Below are 17,000 nucleotides of genomic sequence, written 5' to 3'. Positions count from 1 at the left end.
GAGTCTTCCCGCTCCCCCGGAGACCGATGCAGGGAACATAGCCGGTACCGCAGGAAAAGTCAACCGGTGTGCAGCCGTGGTTTCGGACGGGTGTCCCCCGGCAGCCCCCGGGGTTCAAGGCAAGGCCACCGCCGGCACCGCGCTGAGAAACTGCAGGGCGCCGTCGTGGAACAGCTCGTAGGCCGCGATTCCCGTGGACGAAGGCGGCGTCTCCAGCCTCAGGTAACCCCCGAACAGGTCCGGCAACCCCGGGATCACCTGGTCCAGGTAAAACACCGCCCGGTTCTTCCCCGGCAGGTGGATCACGTATTCACCCAAGGGCAGCCCCAGGCTGTTCCAGGCCGTCAGCGTCACGGGCGTCACGACCTGGCTGTCCTCGAACGTGTTGAGCACGGCCAGGCCCGTGGCGAAGCGGATCCCCGCCACCTCCCCGTTGGCGATGTGCGCCATCACCTGGCGCGGCGCCCCGCACCGCACCAGCGGCAGACAGCTCAGGAATCGCCCCTGCTCACCCGTCTCCCCGAAAACAATGCTCCCGAGCAGTTCCGCGTCTCCGTCCGGGATCACCCGAAGGTACCCCGTCACCGCCCCGCTCAGGCCGAAGAACGTTCCCACGTCGAGCCGTGCCTTTCCACCCGCCGGGATGGACACGCTCCCCGACGCCAGTTGCCCCCCCGCGTCGTCCCGCAGTTCCACCCCGGCCGTCACCGCCGCCGCCCCCGGGTTCACCAGGGACAGCTCCGAGGCGTACACCACCCCGAAGTCCCCGCTCGCCGCGTGGGGGCTGTACAGCGCCCCGCCTTCCCCCGTCACCGGCAGGGCCTCGGCGCACGCCATCGCCTGGGGGGGGCCGAAAAGCGTCGTCCCCAGCAGGCCCTGGTCGGAGCGCACCCGCAGCCAGTCGCTCTCCGACGCCCCGGGGAAAGCCGCCCCCACGTCCAGGACCTTCCGGCCAAGCCCCGACAGCAGCAGGGGAAGCGGTTCCCCCTTCGCCGCCCCGTCCGGGCCGATCAACTGCCCGCTCACCCGGGCCTCTCCCCGGTTCGGGTTCAGCAGGAGCACCGTCGTCTTCCGACCCCCCGAAACGGCCATCACCGGGAAAACCAACTCCGTCCGCGCTTCCCTCGCGTCCTGCACCCGGCCGCCGTCCACGTAGACCGTGTCCGTCCAGCGGTTCACCAGCCAGAAGCCGACCACCCCGGACGCCGTCAACCAGCAGCGCGCCCAGCGGTTCGCCAGCTCCGCCGCCGTCCCCACCACTTCCTTCACGTACCGCGCGCTCTGCGCCCCGGGCGGCAGCACCACCGTCCCGGCCCCCTTCACTGCGCCGGTCAGGTCGTCGTACACCTCCGCCGTCAGTAGCGCCTCCGTGCTCCCCGTGTTCACCACGCCGAAGGACAGTTCCAGGCTCTGCGGCAGGTTCCAGACGCCCGTGTCCCGCAGCTGGAGCATCGCCACCCCCTGCTCAGACGACACCCCGCCCACGGTGGTCCCCGCCGCCAGGGCCAGGACCCCGTCGGGCTGGAGGGTCGCCGTGCCGTTCAGCGGGTCGGCCAGCACGTTCCCCGCCGTCGCCAGGTCCGCCGTCCGCGTCAGCGTCCCCGACGCATCCGTCGTGCACAGCGCCAGCGTGGCGTCGTCCGAAAAACCCACCAGCACGTCCGCCCCGTTTATCCCGTCGAAGTTCTCCACTTGCAGGGCCGCCGGCGTGGACGTGAACACGATCGACGACGAGGCCCCCGCGCCGAAAATCCCGCCGGGCTGGGACAGGAACGCGTTGAGGGCCTTGTCCGCCGCGGTCAGCACCACCAGGTCCTTCCGTCCGTCCCGGTTGAAGTCCCCCGACCCCAGGTCCACCGGCGCCGCCGCCAGCGACAGCCCCGCCGGCGCCATGAAGAGACCCGCCCCGTCGTTCAGCAGGACCGCGAGCGCGGGCGTCGCCACCCGCGCCACCGCCGCGTCCGTCCAGCCATCACCGTCGAAATCCCCCAGCGTCAGCCACCGCGGGTCGTTCCCCGTCGCGTAGTGCCGCGCCGTCGCGAACTTCGGCCCCGACATCACCGTCAGGCAGCCGCCCGCCGGGTCGGTGAAGAGGTATTCCTTCTGAAGGTCCCGGTTCACGTCCGCCAGCACGGCTTCCCCCGGCGTCCCCGCCAGCCGGGCCGTCCACGCCGCCCGCGGTTTGCCGCCCTTTGGGGCCGCGCCGAACACCTCCGCCCACGGGTACACGTGGAGCACCCCCGCCGTGTCCGACACCAGCACATCCGGGCGGCCGTCCCCCGTCACGTCCCCCAGGGTCACCGTCACCGGCGCCACCGGCGTCAGGTCCAGCGTCTCGTACTCCGGCCACGTTCCGTCCGCCCGGCCGCAGGCCCAGTGAAGCAGCCGCGGCGCCTGGTCCACCGAGACCATGTCCAGGTACCCGTCGCCGTTGACGTCGGCGGTGTCCAGTGACGTCAGCGACGGCGCCACCGCCGAGGCGCCGCCCCCCGCCTTCCCGGCCTCCTGGGTGAACAGGCTGGGGCACGACGGCGCGATGGCCACCCCGGCTGGAGCCCAGTCCCGTTGCCGGAAGGCGCACAGCGACACCGGGAAATGCCCGTCCACCCCGAAGGCGAAGTCCGTCAGGTCCGCGAAAAACAGCGTGGTGTACTGGGCGTGCTGCCCCGCCGGCCCCAGGTTGCTCGACCCGTTCGGGGGCCACACCCCCGTGCCCAGGCCGAGGGTGAAGCCCAGGAAGCGGTTGGGCTGCGAGGGAGCCCATCCCGACGTGCTCTCGGTGACCCGGACCCACAGCGCGTGCTCCCCCGCCACGTAGCGCAACAGCTGCACCGCGTGCTCGCCGATCCCCGCAGGGACGGGCGTCCCCGTCGCCTGCGGGCGGTCGTTCCCCGTCAGCATGTACTCCGACACCGCCAGGTCCCGCACCGTGAAGCCCCCCTGGGCGAGCGGGGCGTCGGTGTCGGTCCAGCCGTCCGCCAGGGTCTGGCTCAGGGCGGCCCCCGCCGGCAGCGACACCTGGATCACCGCCGGGTTCGCCGCCGTGACGTGGGCGAGCGCCTCCGGCGGCACGGCGAAGGTCAGGTAGCTGGCCGGCAGCACCTGCGCCCCCCCGCCCGGCTCCACGTGGCCCTGCTGCGCCGGGTCGTGGTAGACCGTGAGGGTGCCGGACGGCGGCGGCGAGGCGGGGACCTCCACCACCGGGCTCCAGTCGCTGTAGCGCCAGTTCGGGTTGAACTCGATCGGTTCGCAGTAGCTCCGGATCCGGTAATACCGCGTCTCTTCCGAGCAGGCGCAGCGGGACGTCGCATTCACGCCGTGGTTGTCGAAGGATTCGAATGGAGTGAACGGACCGCCCTGGGAGAGCGCTTGTTCGATCTCATACCCTGTCACACCGCCCTGGTAAGGATGCGCGACCCAGGCCAGCCGAACAAAATTCCCGCTGGCCGTCTCCGTATGAAAGCCTGCGGGCGGGATAGTCTCCCAGCCGTACCAATCTCCCTGGCCGGAGAAACTGTTGATAAAAGCGTACACAGCCGGATCGTTGGAGTACAGAGCGTTCCAATACAGGCCCAGGCCCTGCAGGTTGGAGAGCTGCACCAGGGTCGCGGGCACCGGCCCCTGCAGGGCATTGCTGTCCAGGCCGAGGACGCGAAGCCCGGTCATCCCGCCGATTTCCGGGGGGAGCGGCCCCGTCAGGCGGTTGTGATCGATGCGCACATCCTGCAGCCACGTCATCTGACCCAACTCGGGCGGAAGGGGGCCGCTCAGCTGATTCCAGCCGAGGTTGATCTGTTTCGCATTCGTCAGTTGGGCCAAGCCGGGCGGGACCGTCCCCGAGAACTCGTTGGAAGCGAGGTTCAAGGTCTCGAGGGAGCCCAGCTGCGCGATCGTGACGGGAATGTCGCCGGACAACCGGTTGTGGTCCAGGGACAGCCACAGCAGCTTGTCCAGGTTCCCGAGACTCGACGGGAGGGGGCCGCTCAACTGGTTATAGCTCAGAACGATTGAACCCAGCTCGGTCAGATCGCCGAAGGAAACCGGAATGCTCCCCGAGAGAAGGTTGTTGTCCAGGACGAGGCTGTTCAGCTTGCGGAGATTGCCGAGTTCCGGCGGGATGGCGCCGCTGAGCGCGTTCCCGCCGAGGGCCAGGGTGCGCAGTTCCCCCAGGTTGCCCAGCCCCGCGGGAATGCTCCCGGACAATTGGTTGCCGCTCAGGTCAAGGCCGGTCAGGTTCGGCAGGGACCCGAGTTCAGGGGGGATCGGCCCGGAAAGCCGGTTGTTCTCGAGGCCCAGGTAGGTCAGCAGGGACAGATTGCCCAACTGGGGAGGAATGGGCCCGTATAAGCGATTGCCCTGGAGCCTGAGCCTCCCCAACTGCGTCAATTGGCCCAGGGAGGCCGGAATCGGCCCGGAAAGGTCGTTGTTCCCCAGGTTCAACTCCGTCAACTGGCTCAATTGACCGAGGGCGGCGGGGATTTCGCCGGTCAGGCCGCACCCGTCGAGCGTCAGGTTCGTCAGGGCGGTCAGGCCGGTGAGGGAAGCCAGAACGTCACCACCCGTCAAGCTGTTGCCGCCGCCGAGGTTCAGGCAGAGCAGCCCGGTCAGGTTCCCCAGCCCGGGAGGGATAGGGCCGGAGAGGTCGTTGCCGCCCAGGTCCAGCCAGGTCAGATCTGCAAATGAACCGAGTGCCGAGGGGATGACACCGGTCAGGTCGTTGTTGCCCAGTCTCAGGTCCCGTAAATGGGACAAGTTGTTCATTGAGTCCGGGATCGGTCCGGCGAGCAGGTTGGCGGACAGGTGAAGGGTTTCCAGTTTGTTGAGTTCACCGATCCATTCCGGGATGCTCCCGGCGAGGCCACAGCCCGTCAGGCCCAGGGTGACGAGTTCCCGGAGGTTCCGGATGTGGGCGGGGAACGGCCCTCCCTCGAAAAGGTTGTTGTCCACCTGGAGGTGCTGGAGAATCGGCAGGCTGCCGATCCAGGCGGGGATGGGCCCGGTCAGCTGGTTATCGTTGAGGATCAAGGCCTTGAGCGCCACCAGGTTGGCGAGGCTGCCCGGAAGCGGCCCCGAAAGCTGGTTCGACCAGATCGACAGCATCTCCAGGGCGGCCAGGTTGCCGAAACTGTCCGGGATGGGGCCGCTCAGCCGGTTCCAGTGGAGCGTGATCCCGCGCAGATGGGTCAGGTTGCCCATGGAAGCCGGCAACGGTCCCGACAGCTGGTTGTCAGCGGCCGAGAGAGTGACGAGCTGGGTCAACTGACCGATTTCGGTCGGGACCTGCCCGGCGAGCTGGTTCGTGTTGAAATTCAGCCCGGTCAGCTCGGGGAAATTCCCGATGCTGGAAGGGATGACCCCGGCCAGATGATTGCCGGCCAGGCTGAGGTCGATGACATGGTCCTCGCCGCTCAGCGTCACCCCGTACCAGGACCCCTCCGTCCCGGGCTGGGCGAAGCCGTCGGGGGCCAGGGGGGGTGTCTTCCAGCCGGTGTTGTCGAGCCAGCCGTCGCCGCCGGTGGCATTGTAGAGGGCGATCAGGGCCGCCCGTTCCGGCTCGGGGACGGCCGCCCGCCCCCCGGCGGGGCAGGAGCAGACCAGGACCACCACGCCCGCGACGACGGCAAACCCCTTCCCCATGCCGCACCTCCGGATTTTCGTGAGTCAACGGAAATCACTATACTACAAAACCGTCGGCACCACAAGAGCGGTGAAAGCCGGGGTGGGTCGCTCGAGACGGCGGCGGGGAGCGGTTCGAGGGGATGGGGCCCCCGGGCGGGTTTTCCCGCCAGCGGGAGTCGATCGCCTCATCGCCCTCTCCCCGTCAGGGGTTCAATTTTTACAAAATGCACCGACAAAGACAGGCCAGCACCCCAGACGGATAGCAGGGACACACGGGGGCGGCCGGTCGCTACGCAGATTGAACACCGACGGGGTTCGGGGCGCGTTGGGGGGAGACGATCTTCATCCCCGTCAGGGGATGAATCTGTGTAGAAACGCGGCCGGTTCGAATCTTTTACGCCCCGCGCGCCGCCGGCACGGACGTCGCCCCGGGCTAGAAGGAAACCCCGGCGGCGCGCGGGGCGTGGAAATAGCAGCTTGCGGAGTGCGGCGCGCAGGTTGCCGGAGCGCCGCTTTTTCACACGCCCCAGACTCAAGGCGCGCAGGCCGCCGGAGCGCCGCCTGGCCATCCCCGCCGGCCGTTTTCGGGGCGCCGGGCCGTCCCCCCGCGCGTGTTCAAACATCGCAGCGCGTGGCGGAAACAACAAGCCCGTTAAACCCGCCGCACCCCGGGGTTCAATTTGCCTCGCCCGAGCGGCCGGGGATCCCCCTTTTCCGCTTCCGGCTTTGCGAGGCCTGGCGTCTTTGCGCCTTGGCGAGAGGTCAAGACCGCCTGTTTTTTCTGGAGCCTCCGGATGATCCGTGTCCCTCCGTGTTCATCCGTGGTTTCTTTCCGGTTTATCCGGGTTCGGGGATGGGGGACACCCACCGTACGAACAGGACACCCGCTCCTTACTTGCCCGGGAGCGCCCAGGCCGAGACCCGGTTGTGGACCCACGCGGGGACGATGACCAGGCCGAGCTCGGGGGCCCAGGCGAAATCGGCGAGGTTGGCCCCGATCACGGAGGTGTCCAGCAGGCGCGTGACCGCGCCGTCCGGGCCCACCCGGTAGAGTCGCCCCTCGTTGTGGGAGACCAGGATGTCCCCCGAGGCCCGGCAGACGACGCCGTCGAGGATCCCGGGGCCGAAGGCGGCCACCGTCCGGACTTCCCGCGTGGCCAGGTCGGCCGACTTGAGGCGCTGGTCGCCGTTGTTGCCCCAGTAGAGCTTCCCGCCCGCCACGCTGACGCCGTTGGGGCGGGACACCGCCTCACCCTCGAGCCAGGCCCCGGGTTTCCCCTCCATAACACGGTAAATCACGTTCTTCACCGAGTCGGAGAGGTACACCGCCCCGTCGGGCCCGACGGCCACGTCGTTGAGCATCACCGCCCCCTCCACCGGGGTCCGCCTCGTCAGCCGGGCCGTGGGGATGTCGATCTCCACCAGCGCCGTGGGCTCGGCGGCGTAGAGCGTCCCCCCGTGGACGGCCAGGCCGGCCGGGTTCCTGAGCCCCGTCACCCAGTCCGCCTTCTCGACGCGCCCGTCCGGCGCCAGCTTCGAGATGAACTGCCGCCCCTCGCCGGGACGCCGGTCGAACGGGTCGTAGGAGGACACGTAGACCGCCTTGGAGGCCGGGTCCCAGGCCGCCGATTCGGGGATGCGGAACGCGCCCCGCGCCTCCCATCTCCGGCTCACCCCGGGCGCCGTGAAGACGGCGGTCCCGTCCTGGGCCTTGAAGCCCCACCCGCCCATGCTTTCCGCCACCATGAGCACCAGTTCGTTGTCCCCTTTCTTGAGCGGGAGGTAAACGGCATCCTGCAGGCCGACGATGCCCAGGAACGAGGCGTCGCGGGAGGTGTAGGAACTGTCCCCGGAAAACAGGATCCGGCCGTTTAAGAACACGCTCACCGCGTCGCTGTAGCCGAGATTGAGCTTGCGGACCTCGTCCGCTTCCGCCCGGAGGACGGTGCGGGCCAGGACGACGTCGGGCGCGCCGCTGCGGGGCCGGTACCGGGCCACGTCCACCAGGCCGTCCGGCTCGGCGGTCACGTCCTGCCAGGCCGGGTCCCCGAGGCCCTGTTCACCGGGGTTTTTCTCCATGTCCACTTCGAGAAACGGGAAGGACCGGGAGAGCTGCCACGACCGGACGACGCCCGGCGGCGGGTCCGCCGGCGGTGGGGTCTCGATCTTCAGGCTGTCCGCGGCCCGCCAGGTGAAGTTGGAGGCGCAGGCCGATCCGTCGGGGGGCGTCCACACCCCCACCGTCCCCCGGCTGACCCCGTGCCGGAGGCGGTCCACCACCAGGCAGGGCCGGGGGTCGTCCCCCAGGAAGACCCGGGCCGCGGTCCCCGCCACTTCCACCCGGACGTGAAACCACCGCCCGACCGGGAGGGTCGCGGGCGCCGTGCAGCCGGGGCCGTGATACAGTTGCCAGGAATCCACCCGATTGAAGGAGGGCACGTACTGCACCACGTCGGCGTACAGCGCGTGCCGGTGCGGCCGGAGGTAGATGCGTTCCCAGCTGCCCCCGGGCCGGATGCGGAAGAAAAGGCCCGGGTAGGAGCGGGCCCGGTCGCCGGCCACGAAGAAGTCCGCCTCGAGGACGCCGTCCCCGAAGTCGACGTCCCGGAGCGTCGCGACCCCGGCCAGGGCCTTCCGCCCCCCGACGTCGAGGAGCTTCGCGCCCGAAAGGTCCCACCGGGCCGGGTCGAAGCCTCCGTGGGCATCGCCCTGGGCCAGGCAAGCCCCCAGCACCAGGAACGCCAGCAACACCCCGGCCCCGATCCTGACCTTCGCTGACCGCCGATTCGCCCTGTCCATGGTCCACCTCCGCGGAAATGCCGGCCGGCCGTCACGGCCCCCCCTCAGCGGGGCCCGGGACGGATCGTCCGGATGATCTCCTTTTACGTATCAAACCGGAATGTTTTTCAAGCTGAACACGTTTGATGAGCCCGCAAAAGTCGCGAAAGGGAGATTTCCCGCGAAGAACACGAATATCCGCGAATTTACAACACGAATAATATCTATTGATTGTTGATTTCTGATTCGCGTTCATTCGCGTGATTCGCGGGCTGCAAGGAACTTTTTGCGGCTTCATCAACCCTGGGCCGCCGCAGGGAGCCCTCCCGATCATTTTCCTGCAACCTCCGGACCGCCCTTTTCGTAGACTATTAGGTAAGCACTTACCCAATCGGCTTACGCCGGGGGGAGGCCATGGAAACGATCCGAAAACTGGGCATACTGGCACTCGGCAGCCGCCTCAAACGGTTGAGCGACCGGCTCATGCAGGATGCCGGCCTCGTTTATCGGGAAGCGGGGCTGAACTTCGAGTCCCGGTGGTTCCTCATCTTCTACCAGCTGGCCGAGTCCGGTCCCCTGTCCGTCACGGCCATCGCCGAAGCCGTGGGCATCACCCACCCCGCCGTCAACCAGGTCGCCGCCGAGATGGAAAAGGCCGGCCTGATCACCTCGTCCGCCGACAACCGCGACCGTCGCCGGCGGATCCTGGCCCTGTCGCCGCGGGGGAGAACGCTCGATGCCGCCATCCGCCCGGTCTGGGAAGACATCGAAACCGCCACGCAGGGACTGGTCCAGGAGTCGGGGACCGACCTCCTGGCGGCCGTCGAGGCCGTCGAGGACGCCCTGGCGCGGCGGAGCATGCTGGAACGTATCCAGCGCTGCACCGATGAACGCCGTGCCGGTTCCGTCCGGATCCTGGACTTCGAACCGCGATTCCGGAAATACTTCGGCATCCTGAATTACCAGTGGCTGCGCAAGCACTTCCAGGTCGAGGACCCCGACCGGGAGGTCCTGGAAAACCCGGAGGAGCGGGTGCTGGCCCCGGGCGGGCGGATCTTCTTCGCCGAGACGGGGGGCCGGATCGTGGGGACCTGCGCCCTGGTCCGCCTCGGCGACCGGTCCTTCGAACTGTCCAAGATGGCCGTGGAGGAGAAGTTCCAGCGACGGGGGATCGGCGAGCGGCTGGCCCGCCACGCCCTGGCGGCGGCCCGCGACCTGGGCGCGGAGACGGTGGTCCTCCACACCAGCCTGAAGCTGGAGGCCGCCGTCGCCCTCTACCGGAAGCTCGGGTTCGAGCCGGTCCCGCTCACCGACCCGACGCACTTCCAGCGGCCCACCGTCAGGATGGCGAAGCGGCTGAACACAGCCTCTGTCAACGATTGACCTCTCCGAAAAAGTCTTTTGATCTCACGGAGGCACGGAGAAATGCAACTTTTATTCCATGGACAAAAAGGCTTTATGTTGCTTCTCCGTGCCTCTGTGCCTCTGTGAGATTTAAATCCGGACTTTTTACGAAGGCATCGGCTATTGAATCGTTGAAAAATCATCCGGGAGGATCACCCATGAAAAACCTGTTGTGCGCCGTTTTCGCCCTGTGCCTTTTTCTCGGCCCCGTCCCCGCCCAGGTGCAGCCGGCCCCGCTGTCCCCCGAGGCGAAGGCGGCGGTGGTGAACACGCTGGCCGACCTGCTGAAGGCGAAGTACGTCTTTCCGGAGACCGCCCTGAAGATGGGGGACCTGCTCCGGAAGAACCTGGCCTCCGGCGCCTACGACGCCATCGAAGCCCCCGACGCGTTCGCGCGGCGGCTGACCGCGGACCTCGATTCCGTCGGCCACGACAAGCACATGCGGGTGTCTTACGCCCCGGACCTGATCCGCCAGTCGAAAAACCGGACCTCCAGCGAGGAGACCGAGCTGAAGCAGCGCCAGAAACGGCGGGAACGGCAGGACAACTACGGTTTCAGGGAAGTGCGGACCCTGCCGGGCAACCTCGGTTACCTGAAGTTCGACTTTTTCAGCGAGGACCCCGACGCGTTCCCCGTGGCCGTCGGGGCGATGGCCTTCCTCGCCTCCGCCGACGCGCTGGTCATCGACCTGCGGGACAACGGCGGAGGGAACCCCGTGATGATCCAGCTGATCACCAGCTACTTCTTCGAGGGGGGCCCCGTGCACCTCAACTCCTTCGAATACCGCGACGGGAACCGGACGGAGCAGTTCTGGACGCTCCCCTACGTCCCCGGGAAGCGGATCCCCGCCACCGACCTCTACGTGCTGACCAGCGAACGGACCTTCTCCGGCGCCGAGGAATTCTCCTACAACCTCAAGAACCTCAAGCGCGCCACCCTCGTGGGCGAGACCACCGGCGGCGGGGCCCACCCCGTGAGGCAGGAGGTGATCAACGACGACTTCTGGGTGGGGATCCCCTACGCCCGGGCCGTCAACCCCGTCTCGAAGACGAACTGGGAGGGGACCGGCGTGGAGCCCGACGTGAAGGTCCCCGCGGAGAAGGCCCTCGACACCGCCTGCGCCCTGGCGCTGGAGAAACTGGCCGCCAAGGCGACGGACACCGACTCCCGGCGCTTCTGCCTCTGGCATCGGGACGGGCTGAAGGCGAAGCTCGAGCCGCTGACCTTGCCCGAGTCGGCCCTGCAGGCCTGCGTCGGGACCTACGGCCCGCGCCGGGTCACCCTGGAGAACGGGAGCCTCTACTACCAGCGGGAAGGCCGCCCCAAGGGGAAGCTGACCCCGGTGACCCCGGACTGCTTCGCCCTGGAGGCCGCCCCGGCCTTCCGCCTGAAGTTCGTGCGCTCCGGCGACAAGGTGACCGCCGTCGAAGGCCACTACGAGGACGGCCGCGTGGACGTGACCCCCCGGACGGAGTGAGGGCGGCACGGCCCCCCCCGGGTTCGCTTCTCCGGAAAGCGCGATGTGCGTCGGGGACGCGCTGCTCCGGCGGCCTCCGCGACGCGCTCCGCGGCCCGGCATTTCCGGGTGCGGCCTTCCGGTCCGGCCGTGAAAACCCGCCGTCCCGGCACCCTTTCAGGGTGCGTCTGATCCCCCCGCCGCCGCGTTCCGGGGGCGGCGACGCGGGCGCCATGAACGAACGGCACCGTGCACGTTCGCGGCCGGCGCCCGCGTCTGGCCCCCGGCTGGGACGCCCCCTCCCCTTCGGGGAGGGCCAGGGCCCTCGAAGCGCCAACACCGGTCGGGCTCCGCGAAAATCCTGTTCTGGTTGGGCCCCGCGAACATCCTGGGCTTTCTCCGGGACTTCGCCCGGTGAAAGGGGCCTGGGAAGGCAGCCGGGATCGACAACAGCTTGGTAAACGCCGCCGCTGAAGCGCCCGGGTCGGTCCAGGCATCCCCCGGGGTTTCTCCGCGCCCGAGCGCCTCTGCGAGAGCTTCAGGAGCACGGAATGCCCGCCTCGGCAACGCTTGGGTGCCCGGGCCCACGATCATGGGCGGGTGTCCTGGCCCGCGATCATGGGCGAGTGTCCTGGCCCGCGATCATGGGCGAGTGTCCTGGCCCGCGATCATGGGCGGGTGCCCGGGCCCACGATCATGGGCGGGTGTTCTGAACCTCAGTCGTGCCCGTCACCCTTTTACCCCGTGGGATCGTGTCCGTTCGTTCTTCACCGCGCCAGGGTGGTGTACGCCGCGTTCCCACCCGGTCAGGATCATGCCCTCCGCGTCTTCGCCCCATCGGAATCGTACTCGCCGTGTCTTCTCCCCATCGAAATCGTGCCCTCCGCGTCTTCACCCCATCGGAATCGTGCTCGCCGCGTCTTCACCCCATAGGGGTGAAATATTTGTAGAAATGGCCGTTATATGATTCTCCTCCCCCGCGCGCCGCCGGCCGGGAGGGCGCCCCGGGGCACGCTTCACCCCCGGCGGCGCGCGGGGGAAATGAATAATAAGCTCTTTTACTACAAACATTTCACCCCTGACGGGGTGAGGGCGCGGAGGCGATCGACTCCCGGTGGCGGGAAAACCCGCCCGGGGGCCCGCGAACACCCGATCCCGGCGGGGCCCCGCGAATGTCCGATCCCGGCGGGGCCCTGTGGAACTCCGATCCCGGTGGGATTTATGCCCCCCGATTCCCCGAAGGTGAAAGGCGTTTCAGCCCGGGGCAAGCCGTCGCATCGCAGAGGCTGACCCGCCCCGAAGGCGGCGGGAGCAAAGCGCTCCTCCCGGTTGTTGACGGTCCCGTAAAAAACCTTTTCTCTCACGGAGGCCCTGAGGCACGGAGTAAGGCAAAGCGTATGTGATGGGCCCGTAAAAAGTCATTTTTGCCCGCGAATCACGCGAATGAACGCGAATCAGAAATCAAAGATTAATAGATATTATTCGTTTTAAATTCGCGTCTATTCGTTTTATTCGCGGGAAATCTCCCTTTCGCGACTGTTGCGGGGTCATCGTATTTGACAGAATCAACCATCCTGTTGATTCTTCTCCGTGCCTCCGTGCCTCTGTGAGATCTGAATCCGGGTTTTTTGCGACCGTGTCACGTGTTGTTGTCCGTGTGAAAAGCCGAAGGCGCGACGGCCCCTTCAAAACCGGCGTTGCGATCACGGAGCCAGGGGGAGGGCAACGCTTGGCTCCCTCCGCTTCGGGTCAGGGTGTCCTCCCGGGTTCCCTCCGGGGTTCAACGGCCCCGTCGTCATCCCCTCGCGGTGAGCGCCGGGTGTTTTTCCCCTTCAACAAAGCGCTTGTCACAATTCCGACAGTGTGTTAGAGTAACTTATATCGGATGAGGGGTGAAGAAGAGGACAAACGGACGACGCAGGGGGAGAGGATGGATTCAGCAACGGAAAACCGCGTGACCGAAGCCAAGGAAGCGGAACGCCAGGTCTGGGTCCCGCCCCGCATCCGGACCTACACCCCGGAGGAACTGTTGCAGGAGATGGGCCCCGCGCAGGCGTGCACGCCTTACTCGCCGCCCGGCAGCAAGCCTGGGGAGCCGCCCCCCCGCTAGGTCGGGCCTTCCCCGTCCGGGCAAACGGGGTGAAGCGGCCAACTGGGTTCATCACGCAATTCGAAGATCCAGGATTTTCGTCCGTCCTTGGGGGTGGCGTTAGCAACTTTGCCTTTCCCGGTCAGGCGGGCGGGATCGGCCAGGGCAACACCCCGACCAGCAGGGCCGTGGCCATGGCCAGGTCTTGGGCGTCCAGCCGCCGGTTCCGGTTGAAGTCCGCCGCGTCCGGAATTCGGCAGGGCGGTTTCCCCTCTACCACTTCCCCGGCGAGCACCGCCGCAATCACGTAAAGATCCGAGGCGTCGAAGGCCCCGCTCCCGTCCACGTCCCCGAGCGGCGCGGTTCTCAGGCGGGTCATCGGGTCGCCCAGGAGCTGGTAGGTGTCGAGGACCAGCGAGGTGGCCCCGGTCCGGTAAGCCTCCAGGCGGGCACGGAGGGTCGCGGGGCCGAGCAGGGTGCAGTTCTCCGCGAAGACCAGTTTCACCAGGGCGAGGTCGGTCACCTGGTTTTCCCAGTCGTAGGTCAGCCCCGACGACATGAAACAGGCCACGGCCCCCTTCCCCGGGACAGCCAGGAACGCCTCCCCCAGCGAGTAGTACTCGGGGTGGGCGAAGTAGGCGTTCAGGCACGTCGTGGACATGACGAACATGAGCGGCATCCCGTCCGCCAGCCGTACCATGTCGCTGTTCCGGCAGATCATCTCGCCCGCCCAGTTGGTGATGGAGCCGTGGCCGACGAAATTGGAGAAGCTCACCCCGCGGTTGAAAGACGCGAAGAGATCGTTCCGTGCCTGGGTGAAGTTGGTGTACTGGCTGAGGTATACCCGGTCCCGCTGGTAGGTCTCCGGGATGAAGGCCGAAACCTCTTCGGAAACCGCCTGGAAAACCGGGGCGTCGTTATCGGCGGTGAGGTTCACCCGAAGCGGCGCCACCCCCTGCCCGGACTCGTAGTGCATGACCTTCTGCACCACGGCGGCGGCCGCCGCGGCATCGACGGCCGGCAGCCTCCCCTGGAAAAGGTCGGGCACCGGGTCGTCGCCGTCCACGCAGGCATACCAGTTGTCCATGGGCGTCAGGCCGAGGTCGAAGGTCTTCCGGGTGTAGACCGGGACACGGTTGCGTCGGCCCGTCCCGGTGTGGTCGTGGTAGTCCAGGTCGGCGTCGCCCACGAAGAGGACGTACGACGGGCGCGGCCCCGGCCAAGCCCAGTAGGCCCACGCGATGAAGTCCTTCACGGCCCGGGGGTTGAAAATACCCCAGTTGAACGCGTCGTAGAGGGCTTCCACCCCCACGAGCGCCACGCGGACGCCCTGGCGCTCGCGCAGATCCGCCAGGGGCTGCAATGACTCCAGGAAGTCCTCGGCGGTGACCAGGAGAAGGTCGGCGCCGTCGGGCGGGCCGGCGGGGGGGAGCGGGTGGCGCAGCCGAATGGAATCCGGGCTCAGCCAGGCGGGCCCGCACACGGCCACACAGCGGTGCGCCCCGCTTTCGGCGAGGGTGAACACGGCCCGGTAACCCGCGCCCTCCGGGGACACCTGGACCCCGGTGATTTCGACGGGAAGGTCGGCGTCCGTGACGTCGAAGACCCGGACCCCGGGCGAACCGAAGCCCGGGACCTCCACCCGGGTCGGCCCCTCGGTGTCCAGTGTGAAGTCAATGCAGTCCCCCTCGGCCCGGAAAAGGCTGGGGTAGCTCAGCTCCAGGCGGTTGAGGTAAAAGACGTCCACGGCGCCGCCGGCCGCGCCGGGCGACTCGAGGGTGACGGTGTTCGCCCCCGCCTTGAGCACCCCCGGGGGGATGGTGTGGAACGGCACGGAGACATCCTGGCCGTCCCACTGGTCCTCCCCCAGGGCCACGGCGTTGAACGAGACCCGAAGCACGTGGTTGGGGTGGGGCGCCGAGACGGAACGCCCCTGGAGAACGGCCCGGAAAACCGGGGGCGTTCCGGCCGCCGGGTCGTAATCCGGCGCCGTCAGGGTGTAGGAGCGAATCATGGGCGACGTGAACTTCTCCCAGAACCAGTAGTCGTTTTCGGGGGCGCCGGGGGTGTTGCCCCACCAGAGCTTGTTCTCCTCGAACTGCCGGGTGCGGGTGTACCGGGGGGCGGCCGGCTCCAGGCCGGACGGGGCGCCGTCGCGGGCCCCGATGCGCGGGCCGGGCGGCCCCTCCCACGTCAGCCAGTAGACGTTGGTGTCGGTGTAGCTGTCGACGAAGGGCTCGGTGAAAAATTCCACCGCGTCGCCGGGCCCGAAGGCGGCGTCGTCCGAGGCCACCCGCAGGGCCACGTCGCGCCCCTGGCAGACCACCCGGAACGCGGCGGGGTCGATGCCGGCGGGGAGGCCCGCCGCGGCCAGGGCCTCGTAGCCGAGCCGGGCCATGCCCCCCGCGCGGAAAGACAGCTTGAGGGCGTCGGTGGTGGGGCCGGCGGGCGCACGGAAGGCCCGGGGTTCGGGCTGCATCCCGCCGGAAGGGCCGTCGGGGGCCCGGTTGGGCAGCACGCCCCGCTTGGCCGCCTCGAAGTCGCGCTCCAGGGGGGGCAGCGCCGCCAGCGGCCGGCAGGCGTCCGAGCGGGGATCCCCCGGTTGGAGGGGCGTCTCGAAATCCACGTGGAGGATCATCCGGCGGGCCACCCGAAGCTCGCCGCTGCCGGCGTCCCATCGGAAGGGGCAGGCGCGGAGCCGGGCCAGGACCGTCCCCCGCAGGCGCATCCGGGGGGAGATCTCGACGGCGGCGGCGGGAAAGGGCCCCGGCGGGAGCGGGGAACGACCATCACCCAGCAGGTCTCCCGCCTCGCCCCCCCCGGACGGCGCCCCCACCAGGACGGGCTGGAAGCCGGGGAGGACGCGCTCCCCCTCCACCACGGCCCGGACCCGGATTTCCCCCTCCGCCGGCACCTGGACCAGCTGCGTCCACACCGGCAGTTCGGGCCGGCCCGGCTCGGTGGTGCGCCCCCACCCCGGCAGGACGACCCGCCGGGCGCCCGGGCGGCCGTCCCCCGGTTCCAGGCGGTACGCGGGGGTTTCCAGGACGAGTTCGAGGTGCCGCCCGCCCGCCGACGGGGTCGCGGCGGGGGCGAACGCCGCCGCGGCGGCCAGGGCCAGGGCGGCGGTCACCCACCGGGTGCGGGGTCGCCGGAATCGAATCATGGGGCCCTCCTCCCGAAAAATGTCCACCCCTCCCGGGGCGGCACGCGCCCCGGCCGCCGCGGGGCCGTGAACGCTCGCGGGCGGCGATCCCCCGCGCCTGAACCCTTCCGCGCCGTCTCCCCCTCCGAAGCGTTGTCAAAATCATACCACGTCATGACGCACACGGAAAGGGGGGAGAAGCAGTCCAGTCAGAGCCGCGACCGTAAGGGAGCGGTCAAGTCAGACCCGCGACCGTAAGGGAGCGGTTATTGAGAATCGCCATCGTCCACCGCAACTCACCGCGTTGCCCGGCAGGCGCGAGGGTCCCCGGGAATTTGACCGCTTGCTTACGCGCGCGGCTCCGACTGATCGCGTACGGCCCGACGCGTCGGCCGCCCGACGGGGCGAACGCTTCGGCCCCTTTTTCACCCCCATCGACGCTTTTGTGATTTGCGACCGCCGGCCGTTCATCAACTGTGATATAATTGATTCACTTCAGAGAACACGC

The 17,000-nt window shown here is 68.5% G+C and carries 6 protein-coding genes; 3 read left to right on the top strand and 3 right to left on the bottom strand.

The annotated features are described in order from the left end of the window. Positions 1–114: 114 nt before the first annotated feature. Positions 115–5,637 (bottom strand): VCBS repeat-containing protein, encoded by a 5,523-nt coding sequence (locus KA419_12235; protein MBP7866705.1) that lies wholly within the window; start codon positions 5,635–5,637, stop codon positions 115–117. Between the two features lie 873 nt (positions 5,638–6,510). Next, positions 6,511–8,418, bottom strand: a complete 1,908-nt coding sequence (locus KA419_12230) for a hypothetical protein (GenBank protein ID MBP7866704.1) — start codon at positions 8,416–8,418, stop codon at positions 6,511–6,513. A 393-nt stretch (positions 8,419–8,811) separates the two neighbouring features. Between KA419_12230 and KA419_12225 the strand changes: the two genes are divergently transcribed. The 3 genes from KA419_12225 to KA419_12215 all read left to right on the top strand — a co-directional run bounded on the left by KA419_12225 (position 8,812) and on the right by KA419_12215 (position 13,368). Further along, a complete protein-coding gene (locus tag KA419_12225) occupies positions 8,812–9,780 on the top strand; it encodes a bifunctional helix-turn-helix transcriptional regulator/GNAT family N-acetyltransferase (GenBank protein ID MBP7866703.1) in 969 nt (322 codons plus the stop codon). 179 nt (positions 9,781–9,959) lie between these two features. Beyond that, positions 9,960–11,279 carry a S41 family peptidase gene (locus KA419_12220; protein MBP7866702.1) on the top strand — a complete coding sequence of 440 codons (1,320 nt, stop codon included), beginning with the start codon at positions 9,960–9,962 and terminating at the stop codon, positions 11,277–11,279. Between the two features lie 1,909 nt (positions 11,280–13,188). Further along, positions 13,189–13,368 (top strand): hypothetical protein, encoded by a 180-nt coding sequence (locus KA419_12215; protein ID MBP7866701.1) that lies wholly within the window; start codon positions 13,189–13,191, stop codon positions 13,366–13,368. A gap of 121 nt (positions 13,369–13,489) precedes the next feature. On the opposite strand, the gene KA419_12210 is transcribed toward KA419_12215, so the two are convergent. Continuing rightward, the gene (locus KA419_12210; protein ID MBP7866700.1) at positions 13,490–16,513 is read right to left on the bottom strand and encodes a hypothetical protein; all 3,024 of its coding nucleotides are present in this window, start codon (positions 16,511–16,513) and stop codon (positions 13,490–13,492) included. Positions 16,514–17,000 lie beyond the last annotated feature (487 nt).

It is taken from the genome of Acidobacteriota bacterium (genome assembly GCA_018001935.1).
Classification (GTDB): domain Bacteria; phylum Acidobacteriota; class JAAYUB01; order JAAYUB01; family JAAYUB01; genus JAGNHB01.
The sequence above is the reverse complement of the archived record's forward strand: the minus strand, read 5'-3'. Positions and strand labels throughout refer to the sequence as shown.